The sequence below is a fragment of the Dyella silvae genome (assembly GCF_026421305.1).
Lineage (GTDB): Bacteria > Pseudomonadota > Gammaproteobacteria > Xanthomonadales > Rhodanobacteraceae > Dyella > Dyella silvae.
In genome coordinates, this window is record NZ_JAPJBQ010000002.1 from 749,329 (window position 1) to 765,310 (window position 15,982).

The 15,982-nt window shown below is 64.0% G+C and carries 15 protein-coding genes; 11 read left to right on the plus strand and 4 right to left on the minus strand.

Annotation, left to right across the window (positions count from 1 at the left end):
* The first annotated feature begins 1 nt into the window (after position 1).
* From OQE56_RS07625 to OQE56_RS07670, 10 genes are all read left to right on the plus strand, one after another.
* Positions 2-625 (plus strand): FMN-binding negative transcriptional regulator, encoded by a 624-nt coding sequence (locus tag OQE56_RS07625; protein ID WP_267223086.1) that lies wholly within the window; start codon positions 2-4, stop codon positions 623-625.
* Positions 622-1,101 carry an OsmC family protein gene (locus tag OQE56_RS07630; RefSeq protein ID WP_267223088.1) on the plus strand — a complete coding sequence of 160 codons (480 nt, stop codon included), beginning with the start codon at positions 622-624 and terminating at the stop codon, positions 1,099-1,101. The genes OQE56_RS07625 and OQE56_RS07630 overlap by 4 nt, the downstream gene beginning before the upstream one ends.
* Positions 1,102-1,142: 41 nt before the next feature.
* Positions 1,143-2,333: an argininosuccinate synthase gene (locus OQE56_RS07635; RefSeq protein WP_267223090.1), complete on the plus strand. Its 1,191-nt coding sequence runs from the start codon at positions 1,143-1,145 to the stop codon at positions 2,331-2,333.
* A 129-nt stretch (positions 2,334-2,462) separates the two neighbouring features.
* Positions 2,463-3,560 (plus strand): acetylornithine deacetylase, encoded by a 1,098-nt coding sequence (locus OQE56_RS07640; RefSeq protein ID WP_267223092.1) that lies wholly within the window; start codon positions 2,463-2,465, stop codon positions 3,558-3,560.
* Between the two features lie 2 nt (positions 3,561-3,562).
* Positions 3,563-4,879, plus strand: coding sequence for an acetylglutamate kinase (locus tag OQE56_RS07645; RefSeq protein WP_267223095.1), 1,317 nt, complete (start codon positions 3,563-3,565; stop codon positions 4,877-4,879).
* Between the two features lie 3 nt (positions 4,880-4,882).
* On the plus strand, positions 4,883-5,836 hold the full coding sequence (gene argC, locus OQE56_RS07650; protein ID WP_267223096.1) for an N-acetyl-gamma-glutamyl-phosphate reductase: 954 nt from the start codon (positions 4,883-4,885) through the stop codon (positions 5,834-5,836).
* Positions 5,837-5,939: 103 nt separating this feature from the next.
* Positions 5,940-7,235 (plus strand): argininosuccinate lyase, encoded by a 1,296-nt coding sequence (gene argH / locus OQE56_RS07655; RefSeq protein ID WP_267223098.1) that lies wholly within the window; start codon positions 5,940-5,942, stop codon positions 7,233-7,235.
* Positions 7,236-7,247: 12 nt separating this feature from the next.
* Positions 7,248-7,604, plus strand: coding sequence for a cupin domain-containing protein (locus tag OQE56_RS07660; RefSeq protein WP_267223100.1), 357 nt, complete (start codon positions 7,248-7,250; stop codon positions 7,602-7,604).
* Complete coding sequence (gene proB, locus OQE56_RS07665; RefSeq protein WP_267223101.1) at positions 7,604-8,776, plus strand: glutamate 5-kinase; 1,173 nt, start codon at positions 7,604-7,606, stop codon at positions 8,774-8,776. The genes OQE56_RS07660 and proB overlap by 1 nt, the downstream gene beginning before the upstream one ends.
* A complete protein-coding gene (locus OQE56_RS07670; protein ID WP_267223103.1) occupies positions 8,773-10,038 on the plus strand; it encodes a glutamate-5-semialdehyde dehydrogenase in 1,266 nt (421 codons plus the stop codon). Before proB ends, OQE56_RS07670 begins: the two co-directional genes overlap by 4 nt.
* A gap of 74 nt (positions 10,039-10,112) precedes the next feature.
* Here OQE56_RS07670 and kynU read toward each other — a convergent pair whose 3' ends face one another.
* The 3 genes from kynU to OQE56_RS07685 are packed head-to-tail and all read right to left on the minus strand — an operon-like array spanning position 10,113 to position 12,989.
* On the minus strand, positions 10,113-11,393 hold the full coding sequence (gene kynU, locus OQE56_RS07675; RefSeq protein ID WP_267223105.1) for a kynureninase: 1,281 nt from the start codon (positions 11,391-11,393) through the stop codon (positions 10,113-10,115).
* A 58-nt stretch (positions 11,394-11,451) separates the two neighbouring features.
* Entirely contained in the window at positions 11,452-11,958 is a 507-nt protein-coding gene (locus OQE56_RS07680) for a hypothetical protein (RefSeq protein WP_267223107.1), read from the minus strand.
* Positions 11,955-12,989 (minus strand): amidohydrolase family protein, encoded by a 1,035-nt coding sequence (locus OQE56_RS07685; RefSeq protein ID WP_267223109.1) that lies wholly within the window; start codon positions 12,987-12,989, stop codon positions 11,955-11,957. Before OQE56_RS07685 ends, OQE56_RS07680 begins: the two co-directional genes overlap by 4 nt.
* Before the next feature lie 367 nt (positions 12,990-13,356).
* Between OQE56_RS07685 and OQE56_RS07690 the strand changes: the two genes are divergently transcribed.
* Positions 13,357-13,731, plus strand: coding sequence for a YciI family protein (locus tag OQE56_RS07690; protein ID WP_267223111.1), 375 nt, complete (start codon positions 13,357-13,359; stop codon positions 13,729-13,731).
* A gap of 153 nt (positions 13,732-13,884) precedes the next feature.
* Here the strand turns inward: OQE56_RS07690 and OQE56_RS07695 are convergent, their stop codons facing one another.
* Positions 13,885-15,969, minus strand: coding sequence for an FUSC family protein (locus tag OQE56_RS07695; RefSeq protein WP_267223113.1), 2,085 nt, complete (start codon positions 15,967-15,969; stop codon positions 13,885-13,887).
* Positions 15,970-15,982 lie beyond the last annotated feature (13 nt).

Below are 15,982 nucleotides of genomic sequence, written 5' to 3' on the forward strand. Positions count from 1 at the left end.
TATGTATCAGCCCGCGCATTTTAAGGAAGCCGACAGCGCCAAGCTGCACGCGCTGATGCGCGCGTACCCGTTCGCCACCGTGGTGACGAACGGGGAGGGCGGCCTGGCGGCCAATCACCTTCCGTTCGAACTGGTTGACGGAGCACTCCATGGTCACGTCGCTCGTGGCAACGAGCTGTCGGGTATGGACGGTGCCGAGGTGTTGGTGATATTTCGCGGTCCGGACGGCTATGTGAGCCCGAACTGGTACCCGAGCAAGCAGGAAACTCATCGGGAAGTACCCACCTGGAATTACGCGGTGGTGCACGTGCATGGCCGCTTGCGCACGACGCAGGACGCCGGCTGGTTGCGCCAGCTCCTCGGTCGCCTCACCGATCGGCATGAAGCCGGCCAGCCGGTGCCGTGGCGCGTGTCCGATGCGCCGGAAGACCACGTCGAAAAGATGCTGCGGGCCATCGTGGGCCTGGAGATCTCCATCGACCGCATCGAAGGCAAGTTCAAGCTGAGCCAGAACCATCCCGCCGCCAATCGTGCGGGCGTCCTCGCCGGGCTGCGTGAGCGCGCCGGTCGCGGCGATGCGGAGCTGGCCGATCTCATGTCACGAGAAGAAAGGGGCCGGTCGTGAGCCATACGCATCAGCATCATTACAAGGTCGATGTCACCTGGACGGGCAATCAGGGCACCGGCACCAAGACCTATCAGGGCTATGGTCGCGGGCATGAGATCCGCATTGCTGGAAAGCCGATGATCGAAGGCTCGTCCGATCCGTCGTTTCGTGGCGACGCCAGCAAATACAACCCGGAAGACATGCTGGTGACGGCGCTGTCCACCTGCCACATGCTGTCCTACCTGCATCAGGCAGTGCTCGCCGGCGTGGTGGTGACGGCATACACCGACAACGCCGAAGGCACCATGGAAACCACCGTGCACGGCGGCCGGTTCACCGAGGTGGTACTACATCCGGTGGTGACCATCACGGCGGACAGCGACCCCGCCAAGGCCGAGGCTGCGCACGATCCGGCACATCACGCCTGTTTCATCGCCAATTCTGTGAACTTTCCGGTGCGCTGTGAGCCGCGTATCGTGATTGAATCCATCTAGTCATTTATCCGTTTAGCCATCCATTCCAGGATCTGCAAGTCATGAGCAAAGATATCGTTCTCGCCTTCTCCGGTGGCCTCGACACCAGCTTCTGCGTGCCCTACCTCAAAGAGCGCGGCTGGGCCGTGCACACCGTCTTTGCCGATACCGGCGGCGTGGATGCCGAGGAGCGCGCCTATATCGAACAGCGCGCCAAGGAGCTGGGCGTGGCCAGCCATGTCACCGTCGATGGTGGCCCGGCGATCTGGGAAGGCTTCGTCAAGCCGTTCGTGCATGCCGGTGAGGCCTACCAGGGCCAGTACCCGTTGCTGGTGTCCGACCGCTACCTCATCGTGGACGCCGCCATTGCGCGCGCCAAGGAGCTGGGCACCAAGGCCATCGCCCACGGTTGCACCGGCATGGGTAACGATCAGGTCCGCTTTGATCTGGCGGTGAAGGCGCTGGGCGACTACGAGATCGTGGCACCGATCCGCGAGATTCAGAAGGAGCACACCCAGACGCGCGCCTATGAGCAGGCCTATCTGGAAGAGCGTGGCTTCGAAGTCCGCGCCAAGCAGAAGAGCTACACCATCAACGAGAACCTGCTGGGCGTGACCCTGTCCGGTGGCGAGATCGACCACTGGAAGACGCCGGGCGAGGGCGCGCGTGGCTGGTGCAAGCCGCGTGCTGAATGGCCGTCCGAAAAGCTGTCGGTCACCCTTGGCTTCGAGAAGGGCGAGGCGGTGTCGCTCAACGGGCAAAAGATGCCGGGCGCCAAGCTGCTGGCCAAACTCAACGAGCTGTTTGCGCCGTACGGCGTGGGCCGTGGCATGTATACCGGCGACACCACCATCGGCCTGAAGGGCCGCATCGTGTACGAAGCGCCGGGTCTGATTTCCCTGCTCGCCGCGCACCGTGCGCTGGAAGAGGCCGTGCTGACCAAGCAGCAGAACCGCTTCAAGCCGGATGTGGCGCGCAAGTGGGTGGAAGTGGTGTACGAGGGTTTCTATCACGATCCGATCAAGACCGATCTCGAAGCGTTCCTCGCTTCCAGCCAGGCCTGCGTCAACGGCGAGGTGGTGCTGGAAACTTCCGGCGCGCAGGTCACGGCGGTGGAAGTGCGTTCGCCGCACATCCTCAACGCCAAGGGCGCGACCTACGCGCAGTCGGCCGACTGGGGTGTGGCTGAGGCTGAGGGCTTCATCAAGCTGTTCGGTATGAGCAGCACGCTGTGGGCTGAAGTTAACCGCTGATTTGTCATCCCTGCGTAGGACGGGATCCAGTGACTTTCGCATCCGCGAGGCAAAAAGCACTGGATTTCCGCCTTCGCGGGAACGACGTCAAGGGAATCCCTGAGTCAACCCATTCACCAGACGGATCGCATGAGCGCACTACTGGACGATACCCTCCGACATCTTCGCGCGCTGGTCAGCTATGACACGCGCAATCCGCCGCGCGAAATCGGTACCGGCGGCATCTTCGATTACCTGCGGGAGAACCTGCCAGGCTTCGATGTCACCGTGACTGACTACGGCGCCGGCGCCGTGACGCTTTACGCCGTGCGCGGCCAGCCGAAAGTGCTGTTCAACGTGCACATGGACACCGTGCCCGATTCGCCGCACTGGACGGCCAACCCGCATGAGCTGCGGATCACGGAAGACCGTGCGATCGGCCTGGGTGCCTGCGATATCAAGGGCGCTGCTGCTGCGCTCGTCGCAGTGGCCAACGTGACCCATGGCGACATGGCGCTGTTGCTTTCCACCGACGAAGAGGCCAACGACCCGCGCTGCATCGCTGGCTTCCTCAAGGACAAGCCCGCCTATGACGCCGTGATCGTGGCCGAGCCGACCAAGGGCGAGGCGGTGCTGGCGCATCGCGGCATCCATTCGGTGCAGATGCGCTTCAAAGGTAGTGCGGGCCATGCGTCGGGCGAGCAGAAGCCCAGCGATAGCGCGGTGCATCAGGCCGTGCGCTGGGGCGCTGCCGCGCTCGATTTCGTCGAGAAGCAATCGCACGAGCGCTTCGGTGGCCTCACCGGGCTGCGTTTCAACATAGGTAAGGTGGAAGGCGGCATCAAGGCCAACATGATCGCGCCATCGGCGGAGGTGCGCTTCGGCTTCCGTCCTTTGCCCACCATGGCGCCGGATCAGATGCTGCAAACTTTCCGCACGCTGGTCGACCCGCAGCCGGTCGCATTCGACGAACTGTTCCGCGGCGATTCGCTGCCGGCGGGTGACACCGCCACGGCAGAGGTTCGCCGTCTGGCGGCGCGCGATCTGGCAGACGAGTTGAATATCCCGATTGGCAACGCCGTGGACTTCTGGACGGAGGCCGCGCTGTTCTCCGCCGCAGGCTATATCTGCTTCGTCTATGGCCCCGGCGACATCGCCCAGGCGCACACCGCGGATGAGTGGGTTGCACTCGATCAGCTCAAGCACTACGCCGAAACCATTTACCGCATCATCGATAAGAGCAAGTAAACGTGGAAGCTCACAAGCACACCCGGAAAACCATCGTGCGCCTGCTGTCGAGCATGGGCAGCGCGAAGGAAATCCAGCAGTACCTCAAGCGCTTTTCCCAGTTGGATGCCAAGCGCTTCGCCGTGGTAAAGGTAGGCGGCGCGGTGCTGCGCGACGACCTGCCCGCGCTCACCTCGTCGCTGACGTTTCTGCAGCAGGTGGGCTTGACGCCGATCGTCCTGCACGGTGCCGGCCCACAGCTCGATGAAGAGCTGTCGGCGGCGGGCATCGAGAAGCACACGGTGAACGGCCTGCGCGTCACTACACCGAAGGCGCTTTCTATCGTGCGCAAGGTGTTCCAGGAGCAAAACCTGCGCCTGGTCGAGGCATTGCAGACCATGGATACGCGCGCTACTTCGGTGCCATCGGGCGTGTTCACGGCCAGCTATATCGATCGCGATGTTTATGGACTGGTCGGCAAGGTGAGCGAGATCAACCTCGCGCCGATCGAGGCCAGCCTGCGCGCGGGTTCCATTCCGGTGATCGCCAGTCTGGGTGAAACGGAAGAGGGGCAGATCCTCAACGTCAATGCCGATTTTGCGGCCAACGAGCTCGTGCGCGTGCTGCAGCCGTACAAGATCGTGTTCCTGACGGGTACCGGTGGCCTGCTGGATGATCAGGGCAAGATCATCGACTCGATCAACCTCAGCACCGAATTTGAACATCTGATGTCGCAGCCGTGGATCAACGGTGGCATGCGTCTGAAGATCGAGCAGATCGCTGATCTGTTGAACGACCTGCCGCTGACGTCCTCGGTGTCCATCACCAAGCCGTCCGAGTTGGCCAAAGAGCTGTTCACCCACAAGGGTTCCGGCACGCTGGTGCGTCGCGGCGAGAAGGTGAAGCGCTTTGAGTCGTGGGAAGGCATTGATCTGGAGCGCATGCGCTCCCTCATCGAATCGAGCTTTGGCCGCGCGCTGGTGCCGGACTACTTTGAACACACCAAGCCGTTCCGCGTGTATGTGAGCGAGAACTATCGCACCGCGATGATTCTCACCATGGAAAACGGCCTGCCGTATCTCGACAAGTTTGCCGTGCTGGACGATGCGCAGGGCGAAGGCCTCGGTCGCGCCGTGTGGCAGGTGATGCGCGAAGAAAACCCGCAGCTGTTCTGGCGGTCGCGTCACGGCAACGCCGTCAACCATTTCTATTACGCCGAATCGGATGGCTGCCTGAAGCAGCCGCGCTGGAAAGTGTTCTGGTATGGCATCGACGACTTCGACACGATCGCAGCTTGCGTCGCGCACTGCGCCCAGCGACTGCCGACTTTGGTGGACTGAATCATGAGCACGATCAAACATCGCATCGGCATCGTAGGTGCCCGCGGGCATACGGGCGCCGAACTTATCAGGCTGGTGGCTGCGCATCCCGCGCTGGAATTGGCGTTTGTCTCTTCGCGTGAGCTGGATGGCCAGCGCGTGGCCGATCACGTGGAGGGGTTCCATGGTGAACTGCGCTACGCCAATCTCGATCCCGAGGCGGTGGCCGCGCAAGGCGCCGATGTCGTGGTGCTCGCACTACCCAATGGCAAGGCTGCGCCCTACGTCGAAGCCATCGACAAGGCGAAGCCGGAGACTCTCATAGTCGATCTGTCGGCCGACTACCGCTTCAACGAGAAGTGGTACTACGGACTGCCGGAGTTGACTCGCGCGCGCTGGCGTGGCGAGAAGCGCATCAGCAACCCCGGTTGCTACGCCACGGCGATCCAGTTGTCGATTGCACCGCTGAAGGATCTGCTGGCGGCGCCGCCGGTGAGCTTCGGTGTGTCGGGCTATTCCGGTGCCGGCACCACGCCTTCCGACAAGAACGATCCGGAGAAGCTGCGCGACAACCTGATGCCGTACTCGCTCACCGGCCACATGCACGAGAAGGAGGCGAGCCGTCACCTCAATGTGCCGGTGGAGTTCATTCCCCACGTGGCGCCGCACTTCCGTGGCCTTACGGTCACCACCAACCTGTATCTGGCCCGCCAGGTGAAGCGTGAGGACATCGTCAATCGCTTTAATGCTGCGTACGAAGGCGAGAAGCTGGTGCATGTGGTCGACGAGGCGCCGTGGGTAAGCCATGTCGCCCACAAGCACCACGTGGACATTGGTGGTTTCGCCGTCTCGAACGACGGCAAGCGTGTGGTGATCGTGGCGACGCTGGACAACCTGCTGAAAGGTGCCGCGACGCAGGCCATGCAGAACATCAATCGCGCCATCGGCGTGGATGAATACACCGCCATTCCCGTTTAAGAGCGAGGAATGAGTGACGAGGAGTGAGAAGTGAGAGGGGGAACCTCGACGCTGCTTTCTCTCACAACTCACTTCTGTTTCCTCTTTTCTGAAGGATCTTTCTATGACTCAGCCCCTCTGGCAGAAATCCAATATCAAGATCGACGCCCGCATCATGCAGTTCCTTGCCGGCGACGACGTGGTGCTGGATCGCGAGTTCTTCCTGCACGACATCACCGCCAGCAAAGCCCATGTGGAAGGTCTGGCCAACATCGGTGTGGTGAGTGCCGAGGAAGCGGCGGCGCTGAAGCGCGAGCTCGATGTGCTGGCAGAGGATTTCCGTGCCGGCAGCTTCGTGCTGGATGATCGCTACGAAGACGGCCATTCGGCCATCGAGGCGCGCCTGACCGAGCGTCTGGGCGATGCGGGCCGCCGCGTGCATACGGGGCGTAGCCGCAACGACCAGATCCTGGTCGCCACGCGTCTGTGGCTGAAGGAAAAGCTGGCGGCACTCGAGCAGCATTGCCGTGCCATTGCCGGGGTTTGCCTCGACCGCGCGGCCCAACCGGCGATTCCGCTGCCGGGCTATACGCACATTCAGCGTGCCGTGGTGTCGTCCACGGGCATGTGGTTTGCCGGTTTTGCCGAAGGCTTTATCGACAACGCGCTGCGTGCGAAGCAGACGGCGCTGCTGATCGACGCCAATCCGCTGGGTACCGCCGCGGGCTATGGCGTGAACCTCAAGCTCGATCGCGAGCACACCACGCGGGCGCTGGGCTTTTCCCGCATGCAGGTGTCACCGATTTATGCGCAGCTGTCGCGCGGCAAGTTCGAGATGGCGGTGCTTGAAGCCATCGCGGGTGCCTTGCTGGATGTGCGGCGTCTGGCGTGGGATCTCTCGCTGTTCACCACGGCGGAGTTCAACTTCGTAAAGCTGCCGTCCGAATACACCACCGGCAGTTCGATCATGCCGAACAAGCGCAATCCGGATGTGGTGGAGTTGCTGCGTGCCAGCTATGCCAGCGTGGCCGCGGCGCGAACCGAGATCGAGCAGCTGCTGTCGCTGCCGTCCGGCTATCAGCGCGATCTGCAGTTCTCCAAGGGTTCGTTGTTCCACGGCGTCCGTCACGGCCTGGCTGCGCTTGAGCTGGTGCCTGACTTGTTGGCACGCATGGCATGGAACGAGCCGGTCATGCGCGCCGCCATCGAGCCGGCCATGTACGCCACTGATGTTGCCATTGAGCAGGCGGCGGCGGGCGTGCCGTTCCGTGATGCCTACCGTGCCGCGGCGGATGCTGCTGCCTCGGCCGGCGAGGGGCGTACGCCCGAGGCGAGTCTGGCGGCTCGCGTATCCCCTGGTTCCGGGTATGACCTGCGCCTGGATGCATTGCGCGATAGACTCAGCCGTCTGGACGGCTAAACGGGAAAGGGCATGGGGACCGTCAGTACGGGGAATGCCGAACATTACTCATGGGGTCAGGGTTGCGACGGCTGGCATTTGCTGGCCGGTGACGACCTGAGCGTAATCGAGGAGCGCATGCCGCCGGGCGCATGGGAGGTCCGGCACCGCCATGCGCGATCCAGGCAGTTCTTTTATGTGCTCGAAGGCCAGCTCACGCTGGAGCTGGATGGTGTAACCCATCGCTTGCCCGCTGGGCATGGCTTGCACGTGGCGCCGGAACAAGCCCATCAGGCCCGCAACGAGGGCCCCGGCGATGTTCGCATGCTGGTCGTGTCCTCGCCTCGCAGCCATGGCGACCGCATCGATGCACCTTTAGAGGTGCGCTGATGAGCGAGCGGCCTGGTCACGACATACCCGTGCAAACGCTGCCGTCGTGGCGGCGTGCCGTCCTCAAGGTGGGCAGCAACCTGCTTGCTGCCGATGGTGGTGGCCTGACGGCACGCCATGCAGAAGCGCTGGCGCGCTTCATTGAAAGCAGTCGTCACGCCGGGCGGCAAGTGGTGCTGGTGTCGTCGGGTGCGGTGGCTGCGGGGCGGGCACAGCTGAGGGTGCATGCGCCTTCGGGCAGCGATATTGCGGCCCGGCAAGCTCTGGCGGCGCTGGGTCAGGCGCCGATGATCGCGCTCTGGCAGTCGTTGAGCCCGCGCCCGGTGGCGCAGGTGCTGCTGACCCACGATGACCTGCGCAATCGCCGGCGCTACTTGAATGCGCGCGCTACCCTGCGTGAGTTATTGGCGCTCGATGTGCTGCCGGTGGTGAATGAGAACGACACGGTAGCCGTGGACGAGCTCAAGCTCGGTGACAATGACAATCTGGCGGCCATTGTGGCTGCGCTGGTTGACGCGGATCTGCTGTTGATCGCGTCGGACATCGACGCGCTGTACAGCGCCGATCCCCGTCGTGATACGTCCGCGGTCCCCATCGCCCACGTCACAGCGCTGACGCCCGAGGTGCTGGCCATGGCTGGCGGTAGCGGCAGCGCCGTGGGTACAGGCGGTATGCGTACCAAGCTGGAGGCCGCTGCCAAAGCGGCGGCGGCCGGTATTCCTACGGCGTTGTTCAACGGCAGGGACAGTGCCACGGTGGAGGGACTGGCGCGCGATCGCCTGCAGGGCACCCTGATCGATGCAGCGCGAACGCGCATGCAGGCACGCAAGTACTGGTTGCGGCACGCGCCGGCGGCGCCGGGGCGTATCCATGTGGATGCGGGCGCGGCGAGGGCGCTGGCTGGCGGCCGCGCATCGCTGTTGCCGGGCGGCATCGTGCAGGTCAGCGGCGAGTTTCATCGTGGCGATCTGATCGAGATCGTGGATGGTCAGAACAAGCCGGTCGCGCGTGGCATCTGCCAGTACGGTGCTAACGAGTCGCGCCGCCTGGCCGGGCAACACAGCCGCGAGATCGAACCGTTACTGGGCTACAGCTATGGCGACGAGGTGGTTCATCGGGACGACCTGACCACGCTGGGTGACACGGAGATCACCGAGGAGGTAAGAGCATGAGTGACATCCGTTCGCAGGCGTTGATGTGCCGCGATGCAGCGCCGCTGCTGGCCGCGCTCGATACGAATGCCAAACGCGCCTTGCTTCAGGGTATGGCCACTGCACTCGAGGCAAGCACCGCCGCCATTCTCGACGCGAACGCGCGGGACATGCAGCAGGCCGCCGCCAAGGGCGTGCAGGGCGCCATGCTGGATCGACTGCGTCTGGATGCATTGCGCGTGGCTGGTATCGCGCAGGCGCTGCGCGAGGTTGCAGCATTACCCGATCCCGTCGGCGTGGTGACGCGACGCGAGACGCGGCCCAACGGCATTACCATCGAACGGGTACGCATCCCGCTCGGCGTGGTGCTGATGTTCTACGAAGCACGTCCCAACGTGACCGCTGATGCAGCCGCGTTGTGTCTGATGGCGGGCAACGCGGTGATCCTGCGCGGCGGTTCGGAGGCGATTCATTCCAACCGGGCGATTGCGGCTGCGCTGCACGAGGCGCTGCGTGCTCATGACATACCCGAGGCAGCAGTGACATTGGTCGAGGATCTCAGCCGGGAGACGATGATCGAACTGCTGCAGCTGAGCGACATTGTGGATCTGGCCATTCCACGGGGTGGCGCAGGCCTGATCCGGTTTGTCACCGAGCACGCTCGCGTACCGGTCATCAAACACTACCAGGGTGTGTGCCACCTTTACGTGGACCGCTCCGCCGACCTCGCGCTTGCTCTGAATCTGTTGATCGATGGCAAAACTTCCCGCCCGGGTGTGTGCAATGCACTGGAGACGCTGTTAGTCCATCGCGACGTGGCGAAAGATTTTCTGCCGCGTGCCGCGCAAGCACTGCATGAACGGGGCACGACGTTGCTCGGCGACGCCGCCACGCAAGCGCTCGTGCCGGCAGCACGCGCTGCGACGGAGGATGACTATGCCGCCGAATTTCTTGATCTGATCATTGCGGTGCGCGTCGTGGATAGTCTCGACGAGGCTATCGCCCATATCCGCCGCTTCAGTTCAGACCATACCGAAGTGATAGCCACCAATGACGACGCAGCCGCCGCAACGTTCGTGCAGTCGCTGCGTTCCGCGGTGGTGATGGTCAACGCGTCGTCGCGTTTTTCCGACGGTGGACAGCTTGGGCTGGGCGCGGAGATTGGTATTTCGACGACGCGCCTGCATGCCTATGGCCCCATGGGAGCGGAGTCGCTGACCGTGGAACGATTCGTGGTGCGCGGAGAAGGACAGGTGCGTCACCCGGAGAGCCGAATCGGCTGACCTATGCACCTGCAGGAGCGCACAAGTGCGCTCCTGCAGAGAGCCATGGTTCGGTGCGGGTGGCTGTTGTCTGATCAGCCCCGCTGTGCCCAGTGGCGGGTGGCTTCGACAAACGCCAGGCAATCGGCAAAGCGGTTGTACAAAGGCGTCGGCGAAATGCGGATCACATCGGGCTCGCGCCAGTCGCCAATGATGCCTTGCTCCATCAGGTATTCGAACAACGAGCGCCCGCGTTCGCGGCCACCCAGCACACGGATGGAAAGCTGACTGCCGCGACGCGAGGGATCGCTTGGCGTCACCACTTCCAGCACGTCATGCAGCTGGCTGTGTACCAGCCACTCCAGATAACCCGTAAGGCGCAGCGACTTTTCACGCAGAGGCTGCATGCCCGCGCGACGGAAAATTTCCAGCGATACGCGCAGCGGGGCGAGGGCGAGAATCGGCGGGTTGCTCAGCTGCCAGCCGTCGGCGCCATAGGTGGGCACAAACTCGGGGCCCATCTGGAAGCGCGAGGTCTTATCGTGCCCCCACCAGCCGGCGAAGCGTGGCAGTGTAGTGCGTGCGTGGCGCTCGTGCACGAACGCGCCGCCCACCGCACCGGGGCCGCTGTTGAGGTATTTGTAGCTGCACCAGATGGCGAAGTCGGCGCCGCTGTCGTGCAACTGCAGCGGCAGATTGCCCACCGCGTGCGCGAGATCGAAACCGACCATGCAGCCGTGGCGACTGGCCAGGCGCGTAATCGCGGCAAGATCAAACGCCTGACCGGTGCGGTACTGAATACCCGGCAGCATCACAAACGCGATGCGCGACCCATGCTCGGCAAGCACGCGCTCGATCGCTTCCATGGAGATGAGGCCATTCGCTTCGTCGCCTTCCAGTTCGATCAGCGCGGTGGCCGGGTCGTAGCCATGGAAGCGGATTTGCGACTCGACGGCGTAGCGGTCAGTAGGGAACGCGCCGGCTTCAATGAGAATGGCGTGCCGCTCCGGCGTGGGGCGGTAGAAGCTCACCATCATCAGGTGCAGGTTCACGCCCAACGTGTTCATGGCCACCACTTCGTGCGGCTGCGCGCCCACGACGGTGGCGAGGTCGTCACGCACGAACTCGTGGTAGTCCATCCACGGCAGGCGGCCCTTGAAATGGCCTTCCACACCCAGTTCGCCCCAATAGTCCAGCTCGGCGCTGAGCGCGGGCCGCACCGCGCGCGGCTGCAGACCCAGCGAGTTGCCGCAGAAGTAGTGACTGTCGTGCCCCTCATGGGGCGGGATCAGAAACTCGTCGCGGAAACTGCGTAGCGGATCGGCGGCGTCCTGGGCCTGCGCCCAGGCGAGGGTGGCTTCGTACGGAGCGGACATCAGGGAATCTCTTGCAGATGCGACGTGCCGTTAACCAGCACGTCGCAGAAAGTTCGGCTTACTTCAGGCGAGCGGCGATGGCGTCGCAACCCTTGTCGAACGCGGCCTTCCAGGTGGCGCCGGCCTGGCTCTGCGCCGGGCGCACACAGCGCAGCTGGATGGCGTGGCTGTCCTTGAACCAGTAGCGCTCGCTGTAGCTGAACTGCGCACCGTTTTCTTGCGCGGTGTAGACGAAGTTGTCTGCTGCGCCACCGTTGCCTGGCTGGTAGCCGGTCAGTGCCTTGGCCTTGCTCATGGCGCCGGATACGTACTGCTGGAAGGCGTTGACGTCAGGCACCTGCTTCACCGTCACGGTGACGCGGGCCAGGTTGTTATTGCCGCCGGGTGAGGGGTCGGGCACCTGAAACACGCGTACTTCAGGGTCGCCCTGGGTTTCCATGATGCCCATCCACTGGTCGGGCGTACTGAAGCTGACGCTGCCGCCGGCCATGCTGATGTCTGTAGCGTGGGCTGCGCCAACGACGGCCAGGGCGCTGGCAAAAACCATGTTGCGGAAGAAGCTCATGCCTGCTCCTGTGAGAGGGCGTTAGGTTCAAAACGTTGTCGGGGCAGCCCCAGCCATTCCAGGGCGGTGCCGTGGAAGAGCCGCGCGCGGTTGGCATCATCCAGGCCTAGCGCCTCGATGCCACTCCCCGGATGCTGTTCCCCCAGCGGGAAAGGATAGTCGGTCCCCAGCATGACGCGGTCGACGCCTGTCACATCCAGGAGATAGCGCAGGGCGTGCGGGTCGTGCACGCAGGAGTCGAAGTAGAGCCGCTGGAGATACTCGCGTGGATTACGGGGGTTGTCAGTGGCCACCAGATCCGGCCGCATGCGGAAACCGTGCTCGATGCGGCCGATGCTCCAAGGAAAGCTGCCGCCACCGTGCGCCAGCATCACGCGCAACTTGGGCAGGCGTTCCAGTACGCCGCCAAAGACCAGGCAACAGGCCGCGCGCGACTGCTCGGCCGGCATGCCCACCAGCCAGGGTAGCCAGTACTTGGGCATGCTGGCAGCGCCCATCATGTCCCACGGGTGCACCATCACCGCCGCGCCGAGGTCAGCCGCCGCCTCGAAGAACGGGAACAGCTCCGGCGCGTCCAGATTCCAGTCGTTGCAGTGCGAGCCGACCTGTACGCCCTGCAGGCCCAGCTCGTCGATGCAGCGCTCCAGTTCGCGAATGGCCAGCTCGGGCGACTGCAGCGGCACGGTGCCAATGCCCGCGTAGTGGCGCGGGTAGTTGTTGCAGAGCAGGGCGGTCTGGTCGTTCAGGTGACGATGCAGCTCCAGCGCCTGATAGCCCGGCGCCCAGTACGAAAACAGCACCGGCACGGTGGAAACCACCTGCACATCGACGCCGAATCGCGCGTAGTCGGCGATGCGCTGCTCGGCGTCGAACGCCGACTCCCACACCTCCCGGAAGAACTTGCCGTCCTTGTAGATGCGGTGGCGCCCGTCGTTGTGAATCATCACCGGGAAGCGCTCATCGCCGAACTTGGCCGCCAGGTTGGGCCAGTCGCGCGGAAGGATGTGGGCGTGCGTGTCGATTTTGAGCATATCGGCGAGTGTAAGTCCTGAATTCAAAACCGTCGCGGGACCCGCTGGCGCAAGGCAAGGGGCATACCGCCAGCCCAAGAAGGTATCAGTGTGATGCCTCCGCAGGAATCCGTAGGGCGCAAAGCCCGTGCCCAGGCTCGCTGCGGAGCGCATCTCCGGTTCACGAATGGTGCTCTTGCCGTGCTTGTGAGTCTCAGGCGCAGGCAGATTGGTGCGGCGCAGGATATGCCCACGCCTGTTGAGCCACGTGAGTTTTCATGGCCTGGGTGGTCGCAGCGAAAGCCGAGGCATGGCTGGGCGTGTATCTGTCGCACATTTCCCGGCATCATGTCGGGCGCGATCACACCAGTCCGCCATGGGAGGCCGTATGAAATTTCTGGTCATGATCTACAACGACGACACCCTGCTGGACGCTCTGCCAGCTGGCGAGCTGGACACCATCATGCATGGTTGCTTCGTCAAGGCCGACGCTCTGCGTGAGCAAGGCTATCTGCTCGACTCCATGCAGCTGGAGTCACCCAAGGAAACAAAGTCGCTGCGCGTGCGCGACGACAAGATGAGCATCATCGACGGGCCATTCGCTGAAGCCAAGGAATATCTCGGCGGTTTCAACCTGATCGAAGCGGCGGATATGGACGAGGCGGTGCGTATCGCCAAGGAGTTTCCGTGGGCTCGCACAGGGCGCATCGAGGTACGGCCGGTGCGTGATATCGATGCAGTGCGGCGCAGGGTCGGCGCGTAGCTTTTACTCCCTCTCCCCTCCGGGGAGAGGGCTGGGGTGAGGGGCGGGTGCTCGAGGAAACGGCGCAAAAGAAGCTCGTGCTTCTTTATTGCGGTGGCAAGATTGACCCCTCACCCCAACCCTCTCACCGGAGGGGAGAGGGAGTAATACGGATTACGCCGTCGCCGCCGACTTGCTACGGCTACGCCCGATCACATGGGACAGCGTATTGATGTTGTCCACCAATCGGTCGGTGATGCGACTCAGCAGATCCGCCGCCTGACGGTCTTCCGCCATATTGAGCAACGCCGCATAGGTACGCTGCAGACTGCGCAGGTCAGGCAGCCGATCTGGTGTGCGCGAGTCGCGCAACGCGTCGGCAATTTCATGCAGCGCGGCTGAGGCGTGATCGACAAAGGCGCACATTTCCACCGTTTCCGGCAGGTTGTCGTGATCGTTGATCAGCGCTTCCAGTGTCATCGCAGTACGCGCGAGACGATTGCCGTTGGCGAACAGCGCATTGGCCAGATCAAGCAACGGTGGCGGGGTAGCCGGCTCCGCGCGCATGCGATCGAGCGACGCAAGCGCATTGCTGCGCGCCGTGCGTGCGGCGGTACGGGCCTCGCGGCGGCCGTCGCGCCGTTCGGGGCGGGCGAGTGCGTGCAGATAGTCGGCGTAGGCATCGAGCATGTCCGACAGTGCCGCGCGTGCGCGGCCACGCTCCCAGGTGGGCCACAGCACATAGGCCAGCAGCGCCATGCCACTGCCGAGCGCGGTATTGATGACGCGATCCGTCACCGCGTCGCCCGGGTTCACGCCTTCGAACGAAAGCAGGATAACCACCGTGCCGGTCAGTGCCGCCACGGCCACGCCGTAATGCGCGGTGGCGAGGTAACGGAACGCCATGCACAGCACGGCCATCAGGGCGAGATGCGCCCAGACTTCGTGCGGGGCCACGTACAGCAAGGCCGTGGTGAGCACCAGGCCGAGCACGGTGCCGACCACGCGCAGCAACCCGAAATTGAAGGTGGCGGCGAAGTCCGGGCGAAGCACGATGGCTGCCGTCATGGGTAACCAGTAGCCGTGGGGCAGGGCCAGCTGGCGAGCCACAAACAGCGTGGCAGTAAGTGTTACCGCGCTACGGACAGCGTGGCGGAACGCCACCGAGTGCGGCGTGAGGTTGGCGCGCAGGGTGGCGCGTGCCGAATTGCTGCGAAGTGCCGCCGGTAGTGGCGTCTCGGCCGCTGCAGCGCGCAGTTCGCCGCGACTGCCGGCCCAGTTCGCGTTACGCACCGCCGCGGCGAGCTGGCCCGAGAGCGCGTGGATGTGCGTAGCCAGTCCTTCGGCATTGCCGCCGTTGCTCAGCAGGGCGTTCTCGCTGGCTTGCAGGGTCTGCAGCGCACGCTCCGCCTGTCGCGGCGACTCGCCGGCTTCCAGCGCGTTGGCGATGGCGGCGAGCACCCGTGCGGCGTCGCCGCGGAACATGGCGTGGATGTTCGGGTTGGCGCGCAGCTCCGCCATGGCGGTGAGCTCGAGGCGAATGCGCTCGGCCAGCTCCAGCAACACGCCAAAGGCTTCCATGGCGCGGCCCGTGGCATGGTGCCGGCCCAGCAAGGTGTGTTGCAGCGTGGTCATGGCATCGGTGAGTGCCGGAACATCCGCCTCGTCATGCGCCTGCTGCCGGGCCAGCGAGGAAAGGCCGCGATACACCTCGGCCAGCGCGTGGCGCTCCGGGCGATAACGTTGCAGCGGCCATGCCGCGACCGAGAACACGGTCAGCAGCAGGCCACCGGCAAAGATCAGGCTGGCCGCGCCGATGGCCTCATGCAGTGGACGCGGTGTCGCTGCGGTGACCACCAGCAGGATCATGCTGGTCATGCCCACGCGGGTCATGTCGGTGCCAAACACCACCAGCAGGCCGCCGAGGAATCCGAACACCGCCGTGGCGATCAGCATCGGAATCAGCTGGTCGCCAATCAGAAAGCCGGTCAGCGACGCCAGCCCGGCGGCCAGCGAGGCGAGCAGCAGGCGCACCATGCGCTGCCGGTACGGGCCCGGCTGGTCGGAGAACATGGTGTCCAGCGCGCCGGCGCCGATACCCAGGCCGATGCCCGGGTGCCCACTGGCAATGCCGATGGCCAGCGGCAGGATGACGGCCGCGGTGTTGCGCAACGCTACGCGCATGGGCACATCGGGCCGCTTGGCGGTCAACAGACTGTCGACGACCGTGGCACGCAGCGAATAACCACTCGGGGACATGACGCGTCGTTCA

Bases quoted from the DNA above. Each gene is read 5' to 3' on its own strand.
- OQE56_RS07625 (WP_267223086.1), top strand. From the start codon at position 2: ATGTATCAGCCCGCGCATTTTAAGGAAGCCGACAGCGCCAAGCTGCAC.
- OQE56_RS07635 (WP_267223090.1), top strand. From the start codon at position 1,143: ATGAGCAAAGATATCGTTCTCGCCTTCTCCGGTGGCCTCGACACCAGC.
- OQE56_RS07640 (WP_267223092.1), top strand. From the start codon at position 2,463: ATGAGCGCACTACTGGACGATACCCTCCGACATCTTCGCGCGCTGGTC.
- argC (WP_267223096.1), top strand. From the start codon at position 4,883: ATGAGCACGATCAAACATCGCATCGGCATCGTAGGTGCCCGCGGGCAT.
- argH (WP_267223098.1), top strand. From the start codon at position 5,940: ATGACTCAGCCCCTCTGGCAGAAATCCAATATCAAGATCGACGCCCGC.
- OQE56_RS07660 (WP_267223100.1), top strand. From the start codon at position 7,248: ATGGGGACCGTCAGTACGGGGAATGCCGAACATTACTCATGGGGTCAG.
- proB (WP_267223101.1), top strand. From the start codon at position 7,604: ATGAGCGAGCGGCCTGGTCACGACATACCCGTGCAAACGCTGCCGTCG.
- OQE56_RS07670 (WP_267223103.1), top strand. From the start codon at position 8,773: ATGAGTGACATCCGTTCGCAGGCGTTGATGTGCCGCGATGCAGCGCCG.
- kynU (WP_267223105.1), bottom strand. From the start codon at position 11,393: ATGTCCGCTCCGTACGAAGCCACCCTCGCCTGGGCGCAGGCCCAGGAC.
- OQE56_RS07680 (WP_267223107.1), bottom strand. From the start codon at position 11,958: ATGAGCTTCTTCCGCAACATGGTTTTTGCCAGCGCCCTGGCCGTCGTT.
- OQE56_RS07685 (WP_267223109.1), bottom strand. From the start codon at position 12,989: ATGCTCAAAATCGACACGCACGCCCACATCCTTCCGCGCGACTGGCCC.
- OQE56_RS07690 (WP_267223111.1), top strand. From the start codon at position 13,357: ATGAAATTTCTGGTCATGATCTACAACGACGACACCCTGCTGGACGCT.
- OQE56_RS07695 (WP_267223113.1), bottom strand. From the start codon at position 15,969: ATGTCCCCGAGTGGTTATTCGCTGCGTGCCACGGTCGTCGACAGTCTG.